This is a genomic window from Pseudomonas sp. NPDC087804, from assembly GCF_044742965.1.
Lineage (GTDB): Bacteria > Pseudomonadota > Gammaproteobacteria > Pseudomonadales > Pseudomonadaceae > Aquipseudomonas > Aquipseudomonas rustica.
Genome location: NZ_JBIUVN010000017.1, coordinates 86,859 through 102,080, shown reverse-complemented (window position 1 = coordinate 102,080; position 15,222 = coordinate 86,859). Strand labels below are relative to the sequence as shown.

Genomic DNA, 15,222 nt, shown 5'->3' with positions numbered 1-15,222 from the left:
AAAAATCGCGTGCGTGTATGATACACGGCGTCAAGCTAATTAGCTAAATCCGTGGTATTTGGGGTTTTTTTCATGCAAGCGTATCAGCGCGATTTCATTCGTTTTGCCATCGATCGCGGCGTTTTGCGCTTCGGTGAGTTCACCCTGAAGTCCGGGCGCACCAGTCCTTACTTCTTCAACGCCGGCCTGTTCAACTCGGGCTCGGCCCTGGCGCAGCTGGGGCGTTTCTACGCTGCAGCCATCGCCGAAAGCGGCATTCCCTTCGACGTTTTGTTCGGCCCGGCCTACAAAGGCATCCCGCTGGCGGCAACCACCGCCGTCGCATTGGCCGAGCATCACGACCGTGACCTGCCTTGGTGCTTCAATCGCAAGGAAGCCAAGGCCCACGGCGAAGGCGGCAGCCTCGTTGGCGCGCCGCTGACCGGCGACGTGCTGATCATCGACGACGTGATCACTGCGGGCACCGCGATCCGTGAAGTGATGCAAATCATTGCTTCGCAGGACGGCGCCAAGGCTGCCGGCGTGCTGATCGCGCTGAACCGTCAGGAACGTGGCAACGGCGAGTTGTCGGCGATTCAGGAGGTCGAGCGTGATTTCGGCATTCCGGTGATCAGCATTGTTTCGCTGAATCAGGTGCTGGAGTTCCTCGCGGATGATCCGCAGCTCAAGCAGCATCTGCCAGCTGTGGAAGCGTATCGCGCCCAGTTTGGCGTCTGATACGACATCATCCTGTAGGAGCTGCCGGAGGCTGCGATCTTTTGATCTTAAAAACAGAATCAAAAGATCGCAGCCTTCGGCAGCTCCTACAGGGGATTCGATTAGCGCAGGTTTCTCCATTTTTTCAGCAGTTTCAGGGTCAATCCTGCGTTGATCAGCGCAAACGCCAGCAACGCCAACACCACCATCACGTACAACGTGCGATCCACATCAAAATCCCACAGATCCAGCGTGCTGCTGCGAATAATCCCCACGGCAGCCGGCAAGTTGACGTAAAACAGCGCCACAAACGCACACGTCAACGGCAGCGCCCGCCCGAAAAAAGCTTCGCGAACCTTGTCCCTGCTGCGCTTTCTGTTCAGCGGCCCCGACTGGTGCTCATCCAGCGTCAGCGCTTCACTGAGCGCCGGCCACGCCAGGTTGAACAGGAAGGTGGTCAGGGTCAGCAGCAAGCCACTGACCGCGACGATGTCACTGAACGGCATTCAGGCCCAGCGTTGCGCAGAGCAAGGCGTGGCTGTCCTCGCTGATCTCGAACTGCCCGGCGCTGCCCTTGCGCTTGGTGATGGGTTTGAAGGTTGGCTCGTTCTGCGTGATCAGCATGTTCAGCTCATCGCGGATCACGTCCGAGCTGATGACCACCAGAAACACGGTTTGCGCGTATTCAGCCGTCTCGATCACCGCACGCATGCTGTGCTGGAGGATGTCGTCGAGCTGATTGCGAAAGCGCGACACCGTGTTTTTCAGCAGGGTTTTGCTTTGGCTTTGAGTCAGCTGAAAGATCGTCGAGATCTGCGATTCGGTCGGCAATGTTTGCCCGAAATAGCTCTGAATCAGGTAGAGCAGACGGTCCTGCTTGGCCTCGTCAGCGCGGCTGGGCATGCCGCCCTCGACCAGCATTTTCAGGTATTCGGTCAGGCTGGCCTTGGCAATGCGCTGCAACGCGTGGGTGATTTCCGCGTCACCAATGCGCAAGGTTTTCTTGACCGGTTCCTTTTGTTCCAGCTCAAAAGCGGCGGCGTCGATCGTGAACGAGATCTGCATGGCTCAGGCGCTCCGAGTTATTTCCCGCTGGTTTCCGGGTATGGATCCTGAGGCGCATCGCCTTGGCCACTGAGGACTTTCCAGCCCTTGAGCGGGTGCGAGGCTTCTGTGAAGTCAGGGCAGGGCGGCATGGATTTTTGCGAAGGGCCTGAATACTCTCGGCCGCAGTCCACGCAGGCGTAGGTGCCAGCCGAAATGTCACTGCCGTAAGGAACGCTGTCTTTTTGCATGGGTAAATCTCCGGTGGATGAAGGGAAGATCCTAGGGAGATTTGTTCTGAGGTGATGTCGGACGTTTCGCTTTGTTAAGTCAGACATTTCTTGCGCGCATAAAAAAGATCGCAGACTTCGTCAGCTCCTACAGGGATTTCGCACAAACGAAATCCGATTTTGTAGGAGCTGCCGCAGGCTGCGATCTTTAGCCTTTCAGCAATCAGTGACGCTTGCGATTACTAATCAACGTACCCACACCGGTATCAGTGAAGATTTCCAGCAGGATCGCGTTCGGTACACGACCGTCGATGATCAACGAGCTACCGACGCCGCCCTGAACCGCTTCCAGCGCACAACGGATCTTCGGCAGCATGCCGCCGTAGATGGTGCCGTCAGCAATCAGATCGTCGACCTGCTGCGTACTCAGGCCGGTCAGCACGGTGCCCGACTTGTCCATCAGGCCGGCGATGTTGGTCAGCAGCATCAGCTTTTCAGCTTTCAGCGCTTCGGCGACTTTGCCAGCCACCAGGTCAGCATTGATGTTGTACGACTCACCGTTGGCGCCGACGCCGATTGGCGCGATCACCGGGATGAAATCACCTTTGACCAACAGGTTGAGCAAGTCGGTGTTGATCCCGATGACTTCGCCCACGTGGCCGATGTCGATGATTTCCGGCTGGGTCATCTCCGGGGTCTGGCGGGTAACGGTGAGCTTTTTCGCACGAATCAGCTCGGCGTCTTTACCGGTCAGGCCGATGGCGCTGCCGCCGTGGCGGTTGATCAGGTTGACGATGCTTTTGTTGACCTGACCGCCCAAGACCATTTCCACAACGTCCATGGTCGCCGCGTCGGTGACGCGCATGCCATCGACGAAGTGGCTTTCGATCGACAGGCGCTTGAGCAGATCACCGATCTGCGGGCCGCCGCCGTGCACGACCACCGGGTTAATGCCGACGGCTTTCATCAGCACGATGTCGCGGGCGAAGCCGGTTTTCAGCTCCTCGCTTTCCATCGCGTTGCCGCCGTATTTGATCACCAGGGTCTTGCCGACATAACGTCGGATATAAGGCAGCGCTTCGGACAGGACCTTGGCAGTGTTGGCGGCGGCATCGCGTTCGAGGGTCATTCAGGGCTCCGGGTGGATCAGAACGGTAGTTGGAGATCAGGTGCAACACGTTTCAATTGGGCGTGGAACACGTCCTTGATGCGCTGCAATTCAGCCTCGTCATCGGCCTCGAAGCGCAGCACCAGCACCGGTGTGGTGTTGGACGCGCGCACCAGGCCCCAGCCTTTGGCGTAATCGACTCGCACGCCGTCAATGGTGGTCAGGTCAGCGCCTGCGCCCCACTGTGCGTCGTGCAGTGCATCAATGATGCTGAATTTGCTCTCTTCGGTCACATGGATATTGATTTCCGGCGTAGAAATATCGTTCGGGAAGGTCGCAAACAGCTCTTCCGCAGTAGATTTTTCCTTGCTGAGGATCTCCAGCAGCCGCGCGGCGCTGTAGATGCCATCGTCGAAACCGAACCAGCGCTCCTTGAAGAAGATGTGCCCGCTCATTTCACCGGCCAATAGAGCACCGGATTGTTTCATTTTCTTTTTGATCAACGAATGACCGGTCTTCCACATTAGCGGACGGCCGCCGTATTCCTTGATCAGCGGTACCAGTCGACGGGTGCATTTGACGTCGAAAATGATCTCGGCGTCCGGGTTGCGCGCAACCACGTCACGGGCGAACAGCATCAGCAGACGATCCGGGTAGACGATGCTGCCGGTGTTGGTCACCACGCCGACACGGTCGCCATCGCCGTCGAACGCCAGGCCGATGTCGGCGTTGGTTTCCTTGACCTTGGCGATCAGGTCGACGAGGTTTTCAGGCTTGCCCGGATCCGGGTGATGGTTCGGGAAGTTGCCGTCGACTTCGCAGAACAGCGGGATGACTTCGCAGTTCAGCGCTTCGATCAGTTGTGGGGCGATCACGCCGGCCGCGCCGTTGCCGCAGTCGACCACGACTTTCATGCGCCGCGCCAGTTTGATGTCCTGGACGATTTCGGTGTTGTAGCGGTCGAGGATTTCGACTTGGGTAACGCTGCCGGTGCCGCTGCTCAGATTGTTGGTCTTGATGCGCTCATGCAGCACCTGAATCTGTTCGTTGGCGAGGGTGTCGCCGGCGATGACGATCTTGAAGCCGTTGTAGTTCGACGGGTTGTGGCTGCCGGTGAGCATCACCCCGGACTTGCCGGCCAGCACGTTGGCGGCGTAGTACAGCGCCGGCGTCGGCACCAGGCCGACATCGCTGACATGGCAGCCGCTTTCGGCGATGCCGCGAATCAGCTCGGCAACCAGCTCCGGGCCGGACAAGCGGCCGTCGCGACCGACGGATACATTCGGCTCACCTTGAGCGAGGCTCTGCGAACCGATGGCGCGGCCGATCCAGTAAGCGGTTTCGGCATTGAGGAATTCCGGCACGGTGCCGCGAATGTCATAGGCGCGGAAAATGCTGTCGGGCAGCTTCGGGGCGATCTTGGCTGGGGTGCTCATCTACGGAAATGCTCCATCTCGAAAGTGGCGGGACAGACCGACGAATCGTTCGACGGCAGGCTCAAACTGAAGGGTATGACGGCGTTTTCCACAGAGAGTTCGTGGTATGAAAGGGCCATGACGCCTCGGCTGGCGTGGCTTTCGCCCGGCAAAACCTTGATTTACGGTGTTAAACCTATCAGCTGATCTGCCTGAAATTTTCCCCTGTAGGAGCTGCCGAAGGCTGCGATCTTTTGATTTTGTTTTTGAAGAATCAAGATCAAAAGATCGCAGCCTGCGGCAGCTCCTACATGGCTTATTTGGTGCCGGTATGGCCAAAACCACCGGTGCCGCGTTCGGTTTCGACGAACTCTTCAACCATTTCGAAGTGCGCCTGCACCACCGGTACCAGCACCAATTGCGCCAGACGTTCGCCGACGGTCATGGTGAAATCGCTCTGGCCACGGTTCCAGCAGGACACCATCAGCGGGCCCTGATAATCGGAGTCAATCAGGCCGACGAGGTTGCCCAGCACGATGCCGTGCTTATGGCCCATGCCCGAGCGCGGCAGGATCAGCGCGGCGAGGTTCGGGTCGCCGATGTAAACCGACAGACCGGTGGGGATCAGCACGGTTTCACCCGGCTTGATCACGATGTCCTGCTCCAGCATGGCGCGCAGGTCGAGGCCGGCGGAGCCCGGAGTGGCGTATTGCGGCAGCGGGAAATCGGTGCCGATGCGTGGGTCGAGGATCTTGGCTTGCAAAGCGTGCATGTAAATTAAACCTGGTTCAGACGTTCGGCGATAAAAGTGACCAGTTGGCGAGCGATTTTGCTCTTGCTGGTCTGGGCGAAAACCGTGGCGTGCAGCTCACGGTCAATCACGCTGCAGGCGTTTTCTTCGCTGTTGAAACCGATGCTCGGGTTGGCGACGTCGTTGGCGACGATCAAATCGAGATTCTTGTCCTTCAGCTTGCGTGCAGCGTAGTCGAGCAGGTGTTCGGTCTCGGCGGCAAAGCCGACACTGAACGGACGGTCGGGACGGGTCGCGATGGTGGCCAGAATGTCTGGATTGCGCACCATTTGCAGGACGAAGCCATCACCGCTCGTAGGATCTTTCTTGAGTTTTTGCGGGGCGATGACTTCCGGGCGGTAGTCCGCAACCGCTGCCGAGGAAATGAACACGTCGCACGGGATCGCCGATTCACACGCCGCGAGCATGTCGCGGGCGCTGACCACGTCGATACGCGTGACGCGATCCGGCGTCGGCAAGTGCACCGGGCCGCTGATCAGCGTGACGCGGGCGCCGGCTTCAACCGCTGCTTCGGCGAGGGCAAAGCCCATTTTTCCGGAGCTGTGGTTGGTGATGTAGCGCACCGGATCGATGTTTTCCTGAGTCGGGCCGGCGGTAATGACGACGTGTTTGCCGGTCAGTGCCTGGCGCTGGAAGCAGTCCGCCGCGCACTGTGCGAGGTCAGTGGCTTCCATCATCCGGCCCATGCCGACGTCGCCGCAGGCCTGACTGCCCGAGGCCGGGCCGAAGGTCTTCAGGCCACGGCTTTCAAGGAGTTGCAGGTTGGCCTGGGTCGCCGGATCGCGCCACATCGCCTGATTCATGGCTGGCGCGACAGCGACAACAGCGTCGGTGGCCAGCACCAGCGTGGTCAGCAAATCGTTGGCAATGCCTTGCGCCAGACGCGCGAGCAGGTCGGCGGTGGCCGGGGCGATCAGCACCAGATCGGCCCACTTGGCCAGCTCGATGTGGCCCATCGCGGCTTCGGCGGCCGGGTCGAGCAAGTCGAGGTGCACCGGGTGGCCGGACAGCGCCTGCATGGTCAGCGGGGTGATGAATTCGGCGCCGCCGTGGGTCATGACCACGCGCACTTCGGCGCCCTGATCGATCAGGCGACGAACCAGATCGGCGCTCTTGTAGGCCGCGATGCCGCCGCCGACGCCCAGAACGATGCGTTTCCGATACAGCCGCTGCATAGGTCTGCCTTTCATTTCGTGGGTGACATACGTGGCGAAACCCCCTCCCCAGGGTGAATCCGCCCGCAAAAAAGATGGGCTAAGATATCACAGCGACCGCTACGGAACAGCGGCGCCCACAGACAGGGAAGTGCTATGAGTATTCGTGATTGGCCCGCGGCGGAGCGCCCGCGGGAAAGGTTGTTGGAACAAGGTGCGGCGAGTCTTTCGGATGCGGAACTGCTGGCGATTTTCCTTCGTACCGGCGTGCCGGGGAAAAGTGCGGTGGATCTTGCCAGGCATTTGTTGAGTCAGTTCGGCAGCCTGCGTTTGCTGCTTGAGGCCGATCAGGACGCATTCAGCAAACAATTGGGCTTGGGGCCTGCAAAGTTTGCGCAGCTGCAAGCGGCGCAAGAAATGGGCAAGCGGCATCTGGCCGAACGCTCGCGCGGGAAGCCTGCGCTGGAGAATCCCCAGGTCGTCCGTGATTACCTCAAAGCCATGCTGAGGCATGAGCCTCATGAGGTGTTCGGCTGTCTGTTTCTCGATTCAAAACATCAGGTGCTGAATTTCGAGGCCTTGTTTCGCGGCTCGATCGACAACACCAGCGTGCATCCCCGGGAAGTGGTGAAGCGTGCGTTGGCTAACAACGCGGCGGCGGTGATCCTCTGCCATAACCATCCGTCGGGGAACACGGATCCGAGTCAGTCAGATCGGTTGCTGACCAAGCGACTGCAGAAAGCTTTGGATTTGATTGATGTGCGGGTGCTCGATCACTTCATCATCGGTGACGGCGAGCCGCTGTCGATGGCGGAGTGTGGCTGGATGTAATCCTCAAAGAAACAACACAAACCCCTGTGGGAGCGAGCCTGCTCGCGAATCCGGTGTGTCAGTCAGCATTTTTGTTACTGACGGACCGCTTTCGCGAGCAGGCTCGCTCCCACATTGGGAACCGTGCAGGGCAGGTTATTTGAGGTTGACCTTGGAGTAGTCCTGACGGCCAAACGGGCTCACCGAATACCCCTGCACGTCTTTGCGCGTCAGCGCGTAAGCGGTCGGGTGCGCCAGCGGCAACCACAACGCCTGCTGCTGAATCTGCGCCTGCGCCTGCTCGTACAGCTTGGTGCGTACACCTTGTTCGCTGGTGGTCTTGCCGGCGCTGATCAGCTTGTCCAGATCGGCGTTGCAGTAGCGCGCGAAGTTAGTCCCCGACTTGACCGCAGCGCAGGAAAATTGCGGCGTGAGGAAGTTATCCGGGTCGCCGTTATCGCCCGCCCAGCCCATGAACAACAGATCATGCTCGCCAGCCTTGGCGCGACGAATCAGCTCGCCCCACTCGATCACGCGGATTTCCGCCTGAATACCGATCTCTGCCAGATCCGACTGCAGCATCTGTGCGCCGAGGCTTGGATTCGGGTTGAGCAGGCTGCCCGACGGACGCGTCCAGATGGTGGTCTGGAACCCATCCTTCAAACCGGCCTTGGCCATCAGCGCCTTGGCTTTGGCGATGTCGTGCGGATAGCCCGGCAGGTTCTTGGCGTAGCTCCAAGTGTTCGGCGGGTAAGGGCCGTTGGCTGCTTCGGCGGTGTCTTCAAACACAGCCTTGATGTAGTTGGCCTTGTCGAACGCGAGGTTGATCGCCTGACGCACTTCCGGCTTGTCCAACGGCGGATGCTGACTGTTGATGCCAACGAAAGCGGTCATGAACGCGTCAGTCTTTTCGACTTTCAACGTCGGTTCTTTCAGCGCGGCTTGTACGTCGAGTGGCTTCGGCGACAGGGCGATCTGGCATTCATTGCGTCGCAGCTTTTGCAGGCGCACGTTGGCGTCCGGGGTGATGGCGAAGATCAGCGGATCGACCGCAGGCTTGCCACCGAAGTAGTCCGGGTTGGCCTTGTAGCGGATCGCCGCGTCTTTCTGGAAACGATTGAACACGAACGGGCCGGTGCCGATTGGCTGGCTGTTGAGCTTGTCCGTCGCGCCGGCCTTCATCAGTTTGTCGGCGTATTCGGCGGAGTAGATAGAGGCGAAGCCCATGCTCAGGGTCGCCAGGAACGTCGAGTCCGGGTGATCAAGGGTGAAGCGCACGGTTAGCGGATCGAGGGCGTCGATCTTCTTGATCAGTGCTGGCAGTTGCATCGACTGCGCGTGCGGGAAACCGCTCTGGGCGACTTTGTGCCACGGGTTCGCCGGGTCGAGCATGCGATCGAAGCTGAATTTAACGTCTTCAGCGGTCAGCTCGCGGCTCGGCTTGAAGTAATCGGTCGTGTGAAATTTCACCTGCGGATGCAGTTTGAACACGTACGTCAGGCCATCGGTGCTGACTTCCCAGCTGTCGGCCAGGCTCGGCACGACTTTGCCGCTGGCGGTGTCGAAGTCCACCAGACGGTTCATCAGCACGTCGGCCGAGGCGTTGGTGGTGGTCAGCGAGTTGTATTGCACCACGTCGAACCCTTCCGGGCTGGCCTCGGTGCAGACGCTCAGCGCGGCGGCCTGGGCCAGAGGGCTCAGCAGGAGCGGGGCGAGCAACAGGGGTAGGGCAGCGAGGCGCATGGTCGGTTTCCTTTTACAGATCGAAGGCCCATCTGCAAGTGCAGTCTGGAAAAGGCCTACCCTAGAGGGCTGGATTACAAATGACTATCCCCTTTTTGCATTTTAAGGGCACAGTGATGGCGGTTTTTCAGACCACGGCGCTGCGCAAAAAGTCTGAAAGCCGTGTGCAGACGATTTTCTTCGACGAGTGGTAAAAACCGGTGCCGGCCTTTATCCAAAGCGTTCGCAGGTCGAAAAAGCGCCTTTTTGTGGATTGATTGCACACGGAAAGTTGTTGCACCCCGGTCTTTCTGGTATAAAGCAGCGCTCTTTTCTAGGGGCCCGGTTCCTTCACTGTAGGTGTAGCCGGTAAGACCTCTAAAGAAACGCGGCGCCTGGCGCCAAATGACTGAGAGATTAAGCGGCCAACCCATGCCGGGTTGGGCATGTGGTTTTAGAGGGCTGAGGCATGTCGAGAGTATGTCAAGTTACCGGTAAGGGTCCGGTGACTGGGAATAACATTTCCCACGCAAACAACAAAACCCGTCGTCGTTTCCTGCCGAACCTGCAGCATCACCGCTTCTGGGTTGAAGAAGAGAAACGTTTTGTGCGTCTGCGCGTATCTGCCAAAGGCATGCGTATCATCGACAAGCGTGGCATCACTGTCGTGCTCGCCGAACTTCGCCGCGATGGCAAGATTTAAGGGAGCTAATCATGCGTGAATTGATTCGTTTGATCTCGAGCGCCGGTACTGGTCACTTCTACACTACCGACAAGAACAAGCGTACTACCCCGGACAAAATCGAGATCAAGAAATATGATCCGGTTGTTCGCAAGCACGTGATCTACAAGGAAGGCAAAATCAAGTAATTGATTTTTCCCGACTTACAAAAAAGGCCCGTATCTCACGATGCAGGCCTTTTTTGTTGCCTCGAATATTTGCAGGCTGTCTGTGTAGGAGCTGCCGAAGGCTGCGATCTTTTGACCTTGATCCTTAAAAACAAGATCAAAAGATCGCAGCCTTCGGCAGCTCCTACAGGGGAGGGGTATGGATCAAGCCTTCTGTTCGAAAATCACATAAATCTTGCGGCAAGCCTCCAGCACTTCCCAAGTGCCACGAAACCCCGCCGGAATCACAAATCGATCGCCAACCCGCAACGTCTTGGCATTGCCATCGCTGTCACGCAGCACCGACACACCCTGCAAAATCTCGCAGTATTCGTGCTCGGTGTAATTCACCGTCCACTGCCCAACCGCACCTTCCCACACGCCAACGCCCATCTGCCCACACGGGCTGTCGTATTGATGGAACACCGCTTGTTCCGGGTCACCCTTGAGCACTTTCGCCGGATCCGGCCGATAGCGTTCGGCTTCGCTGCTGGTCAGGCTGATGTCGACGACGTTCTGGATGTTCATTGTTGTTATCCCCTGTGAATACGGCGCGATTGGCTGGAAAGGGCCAAAGTCTATGTTGATTAAAATCAACACCGCAAGGCCATATGGCCACCTTATGTCAAATATATTGAAACAACCCCGGCCGCTGGTTTAGGGTGGCGGGTGCCTCTGGCCGAAAAACCGGCTGGCCGGGCAGAATTCTTGAGGACGCTGGCGAAGATCGCGCGGCGCTCGTATTCAACAAGCGGAGGACACTCGAAATGACCACCCTGACTCGTGCCGACTGGGAACAACGCGCCCGCGACCTGAAAATCGAAGGCCGCGCCTATCTCAATGGCGAATACACCGACGCCGTCTCCGGCGAGACCTTCGAGTGCATCAGCCCGGTCGATGGCCGTCTGCTCGGCAAGATTGCCAGCTGTGACGCCGCCGACGCGCAGCGCGCCGTGGAAAACGCCCGCGCCACCTTCAATTCCGGCGTGTGGTCGCGTCTGGCACCGACCAAACGCAAAGCCACCATGATCCGTTTTGCCGGCCTGCTCAAGCAGCACGCCGAAGAATTGGCCCTGCTCGAAACCCTCGACATGGGCAAGCCGATCAGCGATTCGCTGTACATCGACGTTCCGGGCGCGGCGCAAGCGCTGAGCTGGAGCGGTGAAGCGATCGACAAGATTTATGACGAAGTGGCAGCGACGCCGCACGATCAGCTCGGTCTGGTAACCCGCGAGCCCGTCGGTGTGGTCGGCGCCATCGTGCCGTGGAACTTCCCGCTGATGATGGCCTGCTGGAAGCTCGGCCCGGCGCTGTCGACCGGTAACTCGGTGATCCTCAAGCCGTCGGAAAAATCCCCGCTGACCGCCATCCGTATCGCCGCGCTGGCCGTTGAAGCCGGCATTCCGAAAGGCGTGCTCAACGTGCTGCCGGGCTACGGTCACACCGTTGGCAAGGCGCTGGCCCTGCACAACGATGTCGACACGCTGGTGTTCACCGGTTCGACCAAGATCGCCAAGCAACTGATGATCTACTCCGGCGAATCGAACATGAAACGCGTCTGGCTCGAAGCCGGCGGCAAGAGCCCGAACATCGTCTTTGCCGATGCGCCGGATCTGCAAGCTGCAGCCGAATCCGCTGCCAGCGCCATCGCTTTCAACCAAGGCGAAGTCTGCACCGCCGGTTCGCGTCTGCTGGTCGAGCGTTCGATCAAGGACACATTCCTGCCAATGGTGATCGAGGCACTGAAAACCTGGAAGCCGGGCAACCCGCTGGATCCGGCCACCAACGTTGGTGCGCTGGTCGACACGCAGCAGATGAACACCGTGCTGTCGTACATCGAATCCGGTCACACCGATGGCGCCAAACTGGTCGCCGGCGGCAAGCGCATTCTTCAGGAAACCGGCGGCACTTACGTTGAGCCAACGATTTTCGACGGCGTGAGCAACGCGATGAAGATTGCTCAGGAAGAAATCTTCGGGCCAGTGCTGTCGGTTATCGCTTTCGATACCGCTGAAGAAGCCATCCAGATCGCCAACGACACGCCGTATGGCCTGGCCGCTGCGGTGTGGACGCAAGACATCTCCAAGGCGCACCTGACCGCCAAAGCGCTGCGCGCCGGCAGCGTGTGGGTCAACCAGTACGACGGCGGCGACATGACTGCACCGTTTGGTGGCTTCAAGCAGTCGGGCAATGGCCGTGATAAATCGCTGCACGCGTTCGACAAATACACCGAGCTGAAGGCGACGTGGATCAAGCTGTAAGCCGCTAAAGGGAGCCTGATTCAGTCCGGCTCCCGAACCATACAGAGATCCCCTGTGGGAGCGAGCTTGCTCGCGAAAGCGGTGTATCAGTCAGCAGACTTGCTGAATGTGAAACCGAATTCGCGAGCAAGCTCGCTCCCACAGTGGTTTTGTGGTGCACATAAAAATAATCCACAGGAGCGTGGAACATGCGTTGGGCGACGTATTTCGCCGTGTTGGCGTCTGTCTTGAGTGTCGGCCTGGCCCTGGGGGTCAGCATGCCGTTGGTGTCATTGCGTCTGGAGGGCTGGGGCTACGGTTCCTTCGCCATCGGTGTGATGGCGGCGATGCCGGCGATTGGCGTGTTGCTCGGCGCGAAGATTTCCAGTCATCTGGCGGCGCGCTTCGGCACGGCCAACCTGATGCGCCTGTGCCTGTGGGCGGGCGCGTTGTCGATCGGCTTGCTGGCGCTGCTGCCGAGCTATCCGATCTGGTTGGTGCTGCGGCTGATGATCGGCGTGATCCTGACCATCGTGTTCATCCTCGGCGAGAGCTGGATCAATCAACTGGTGGTCGAGAACTGGCGTGGTCGCTTGGTGGCGCTGTATGGCAGCAGCTATGCGTTGAGCCAGTTGTCTGGCCCGCTGCTGCTGGGCGCGCTCGGCACCGAAGATGATTACGGATTCTGGGTGGGCGTCGGCCTGCTGCTGGTTTCGCCGCTGCTGTTGTTGGGTCGCAGCGGTGCGCCAAGCAGTGAAGCGAGCAGCGTGACGTTCCGCGATTTGTGGAGCTTTGCTCGCGATCTGCCGGCGATTGCCTGGGCGGTGTCATTGTTTGCCGCGTTCGAAGCGATGATCCTGACGCTGCTGCCGGTGTATTGCCTGCAACAGGGATTCACTGCTGAGATCGCCTTGGCGATGGTCAGCACCGTGGTGGTCGGTGACGCGCTGCTGCAACTGCCGATTGGCGCGTTGGCTGACTACCTGTCACGACGTACGTTGTTTGCCGGTTGCGCGGTGGTGTTGATGCTGTCGAGTCTGGCGATTCCGCTGTTGCTCGATACGCTGCTGATCTGGCCGCTGTGGGTGCTGTTTGGTGCCAGTGCTGGCGGGTTGTTTACGCTGTCGCTGATCTTGATTGGCGAGCGTTATCGCGACGATGCGCTGGTGCGGGCGAATGCGCATATCGCGCAACTGTGGGGCGTGGGTTGTTTGATCGGGCCTTTGGCGGCGGGGGCGGGGAGCCAGTGGATCAGCGGACATGCGTTGCCGCTATTGATGGCGATCGGGGCGTTTGGGTTGGTGATTTTGCTGTTGCGTCAGGGTGCATTCGGCCCGGTGACCGAGCCTGTGTAGATCAAAAGATCGCAGCCTTCGGCAGCTCCTACAGGGGAATGCATTTCAAACTGTAGGAGCTGCCGAAGGCTGCGATCTTTTGCTTTTAAAGCATGCGTTCCAGGCCGACGCTGGTGCTGAACCACGCATTAAACCGTCGCCACCAGCTCCCCGGTTCCTTGGTCAGCGTATGCATCTGGCCATTGTCCTCGGTGACCCAGACGATGTTCCCATCCTGCAATTTCGCCTGATAACTCAACGCCGGCGCCATACCCTGCAACGCCAACTCACGCACATGCTCAGCCAACTCCGGACTGTCGACCAACACCCCGACCTCGGTGTTCCACAACACCGAACGCGGATCAAAGTTGAACGAGCCGATAAACGATTTCTGTCGATCAAAAATCATCGCCTTGCTGTGCAAACTCGAGTCCGAGCCACGGAACGACTTGCTGTAAAACACATGCGGGCCGCTGCCATCGTTATCCCCAGGCTGGCGCCGCAACTCATATAGCTTCACACCGTGCTCCAGCAGCGCCTTGCGATACGGCGCGTACCCACCGTGCACCGCCGGCACGTCGGTTGCTTCCAGAGAGTTGGTCAGCAGGCTCACGGAAACACCCGCATCAGCACGCCCGGTCAGATAGACCAGCCCCGGCTGCCCCGGCACGAAGTACGCCGAAATCATGATCAGCTCTTTGCTGACGTTTTTCAGTTCCGGCGCCAGTTGCGTGGTCAGCAGCAAGTGCGGATCCGGCTCATCCTTGGCCAGTACCTTGCTCGGCGCGTCCCACAGCGCCTGATTCCACGCCCAGATCAGTTCGTTGCGCCAGATGTCCATGCGCGGCTCGGTGGTGAAAGTCATCAACTGCTGATACAGCGCGTGATTCTGTTGGCGGGTTTCTTCCAGCGATTCTTCCAGGCGCGTGCGGGTGTTCTGCAAGTCCTTGGCGGTCGGTTTGCTGGAGAGAAATTCATCGATCGGCTTGCTCAGCGCGCTGTTCCAGTACTGATCGAAACTGTGCCCGAGCTGCTCGGCCACCGGCCCCATGCTGAGCATGTCGATGTCGGTGAAATTCAGGTTCGGCTCGGCATCGAAATACTCGTCGCCCAGATTGCGCCCGCCGACGATGGCCGCGCTGTTGTCCGCCAGCCACAATTTGTTATGCATGCGCCGGTGCTGCAGCGACAGGTTGAACAGGCGCCCGGCCGCGCGCGTTACTCCGGTGCTGCGCCCCAGATGCAGAGGGTTGAACAGCCTGATCTGAATCTGCGGATGCGCCGCCAGCGTGGCGATGATCTGGTCGAGACCGTCGCTGGTGGTGTCGTCGAGCAGAATGCGTACGCGCACGCCACGGTCGGCAGCCTTGAGCAGTTCCTCGACGAGCATTCGCGTGCTGACGCCGTCGTGGACGATGTAGTACTGCAAATCGAGGCTGACCTGCGCGTGGCGGATCAGCTCGGCGCGGGCAGTGAAAGATTCGGTGCTGTTGGACAGCAGGCGGAAGCCGGAGCGGCCTTCATACGGCGCGGCCTGAGCCTGAATCGAACGGCCAAACGCCGAGCTGCTGGCGGGCAAGGCCTGGCTGGGCTCGCGTTGCACATCGACACTGGCGCAGCCGGCGAGCGACAACACGAAGATCAGAAGCAGGAGAGGGCTGGATCGCAAGTCGGATCATTCCGCGTGTGAGTAGGGATCGGAGTATGGCACGGGTTATGACCGTCATCGGCGGCGTTTGATTCAGGAAAAATCTGCCGTGGGGAACCGCC

Annotated in this window: 15 protein-coding genes and 1 pseudogene; 6 read left to right on the top strand and 10 right to left on the bottom strand. The window is 59.3% G+C overall.

Annotated features, from left to right (window positions below; all coding sequences use genetic code 11):
- Positions 1-72: 72 nt before the first annotated feature.
- Complete coding sequence (pyrE, locus tag ACIOMO_RS19740) at positions 73-717, top strand: orotate phosphoribosyltransferase (RefSeq protein ID WP_008078597.1); 645 nt, start codon at positions 73-75, stop codon at positions 715-717.
- A gap of 101 nt (positions 718-818) precedes the next feature.
- Here the strand turns inward: pyrE and ACIOMO_RS19735 are convergent, their stop codons facing one another.
- The 7 genes and pseudogenes from ACIOMO_RS19735 to coaBC form a co-directional block, all read right to left on the bottom strand.
- On the bottom strand, positions 819-1,202 hold the full coding sequence (locus tag ACIOMO_RS19735; protein WP_401243035.1) for a hypothetical protein: 384 nt from the start codon (positions 1,200-1,202) through the stop codon (positions 819-821).
- Positions 1,189-1,761, bottom strand: a complete 573-nt coding sequence (locus tag ACIOMO_RS19730; protein ID WP_053125037.1) for a hypothetical protein — start codon at positions 1,759-1,761, stop codon at positions 1,189-1,191. The genes ACIOMO_RS19735 and ACIOMO_RS19730 overlap by 14 nt, the downstream gene beginning before the upstream one ends.
- A gap of 17 nt (positions 1,762-1,778) precedes the next feature.
- On the bottom strand, positions 1,779-1,991 hold the full coding sequence (locus ACIOMO_RS19725) for a hypothetical protein (protein WP_282353532.1): 213 nt from the start codon (positions 1,989-1,991) through the stop codon (positions 1,779-1,781).
- Positions 1,992-2,193: 202 nt separating this feature from the next.
- A complete protein-coding gene (gene argB, locus ACIOMO_RS19720) occupies positions 2,194-3,099 on the bottom strand; it encodes an acetylglutamate kinase (RefSeq protein ID WP_053125034.1) in 906 nt (301 codons plus the stop codon).
- A gap of 17 nt (positions 3,100-3,116) precedes the next feature.
- Positions 3,117-4,493 (bottom strand): annotated as a pseudogene (locus ACIOMO_RS19715) (phosphomannomutase/phosphoglucomutase); the annotation flags it as partial.
- A gap of 316 nt (positions 4,494-4,809) precedes the next feature.
- On the bottom strand, positions 4,810-5,265 hold the full coding sequence (gene dut / locus ACIOMO_RS19710; RefSeq protein WP_008086463.1) for a dUTP diphosphatase: 456 nt from the start codon (positions 5,263-5,265) through the stop codon (positions 4,810-4,812).
- 5 nt (positions 5,266-5,270) lie between these two features.
- Positions 5,271-6,479, bottom strand: a complete 1,209-nt coding sequence (coaBC, locus tag ACIOMO_RS19705; protein WP_053125030.1) for a bifunctional phosphopantothenoylcysteine decarboxylase/phosphopantothenate--cysteine ligase CoaBC — start codon at positions 6,477-6,479, stop codon at positions 5,271-5,273.
- Between the two features lie 135 nt (positions 6,480-6,614).
- Here coaBC and radC point away from each other — a divergent pair, with 135 nt between their 5' ends.
- Positions 6,615-7,289 carry a DNA repair protein RadC gene (radC, locus tag ACIOMO_RS19700; protein WP_401243030.1) on the top strand — a complete coding sequence of 225 codons (675 nt, stop codon included), beginning with the start codon at positions 6,615-6,617 and terminating at the stop codon, positions 7,287-7,289.
- Positions 7,290-7,424: 135 nt separating this feature from the next.
- On the opposite strand, the gene ACIOMO_RS19695 is transcribed toward radC, so the two are convergent.
- Positions 7,425-9,011 carry an ABC transporter substrate-binding protein gene (locus ACIOMO_RS19695; RefSeq protein WP_053125025.1) on the bottom strand — a complete coding sequence of 529 codons (1,587 nt, stop codon included), beginning with the start codon at positions 9,009-9,011 and terminating at the stop codon, positions 7,425-7,427.
- Between the two features lie 448 nt (positions 9,012-9,459).
- On the opposite strand from ACIOMO_RS19695, the gene rpmB reads away from it, so the two are divergent.
- Positions 9,460-9,693, top strand: coding sequence for a 50S ribosomal protein L28 (rpmB, locus tag ACIOMO_RS19690; protein WP_007920377.1), 234 nt, complete (start codon positions 9,460-9,462; stop codon positions 9,691-9,693).
- A gap of 11 nt (positions 9,694-9,704) precedes the next feature.
- Positions 9,705-9,860 carry a 50S ribosomal protein L33 gene (rpmG, locus tag ACIOMO_RS19685; protein ID WP_003177274.1) on the top strand — a complete coding sequence of 52 codons (156 nt, stop codon included), beginning with the start codon at positions 9,705-9,707 and terminating at the stop codon, positions 9,858-9,860.
- Between the two features lie 183 nt (positions 9,861-10,043).
- Here the strand turns inward: rpmG and ACIOMO_RS19680 are convergent, their stop codons facing one another.
- Positions 10,044-10,406, bottom strand: a complete 363-nt coding sequence (locus tag ACIOMO_RS19680; RefSeq protein ID WP_150649022.1) for a cupin domain-containing protein — start codon at positions 10,404-10,406, stop codon at positions 10,044-10,046.
- 239 nt (positions 10,407-10,645) lie between these two features.
- On the opposite strand from ACIOMO_RS19680, the gene ACIOMO_RS19675 reads away from it, so the two are divergent.
- Positions 10,646-12,139, top strand: a complete 1,494-nt coding sequence (locus tag ACIOMO_RS19675) for an aldehyde dehydrogenase (RefSeq protein ID WP_016985821.1) — start codon at positions 10,646-10,648, stop codon at positions 12,137-12,139.
- 188 nt (positions 12,140-12,327) lie between these two features.
- A complete protein-coding gene (locus ACIOMO_RS19670; RefSeq protein ID WP_401243025.1) occupies positions 12,328-13,473 on the top strand; it encodes an MFS transporter in 1,146 nt (381 codons plus the stop codon).
- An 85-nt stretch (positions 13,474-13,558) separates the two neighbouring features.
- Here ACIOMO_RS19670 and ACIOMO_RS19665 read toward each other — a convergent pair whose 3' ends face one another.
- Positions 13,559-15,121, bottom strand: coding sequence for a phospholipase D family protein (locus tag ACIOMO_RS19665; protein ID WP_401243023.1), 1,563 nt, complete (start codon positions 15,119-15,121; stop codon positions 13,559-13,561).
- Between the last annotated feature and the right edge of the window lie 101 nt (positions 15,122-15,222).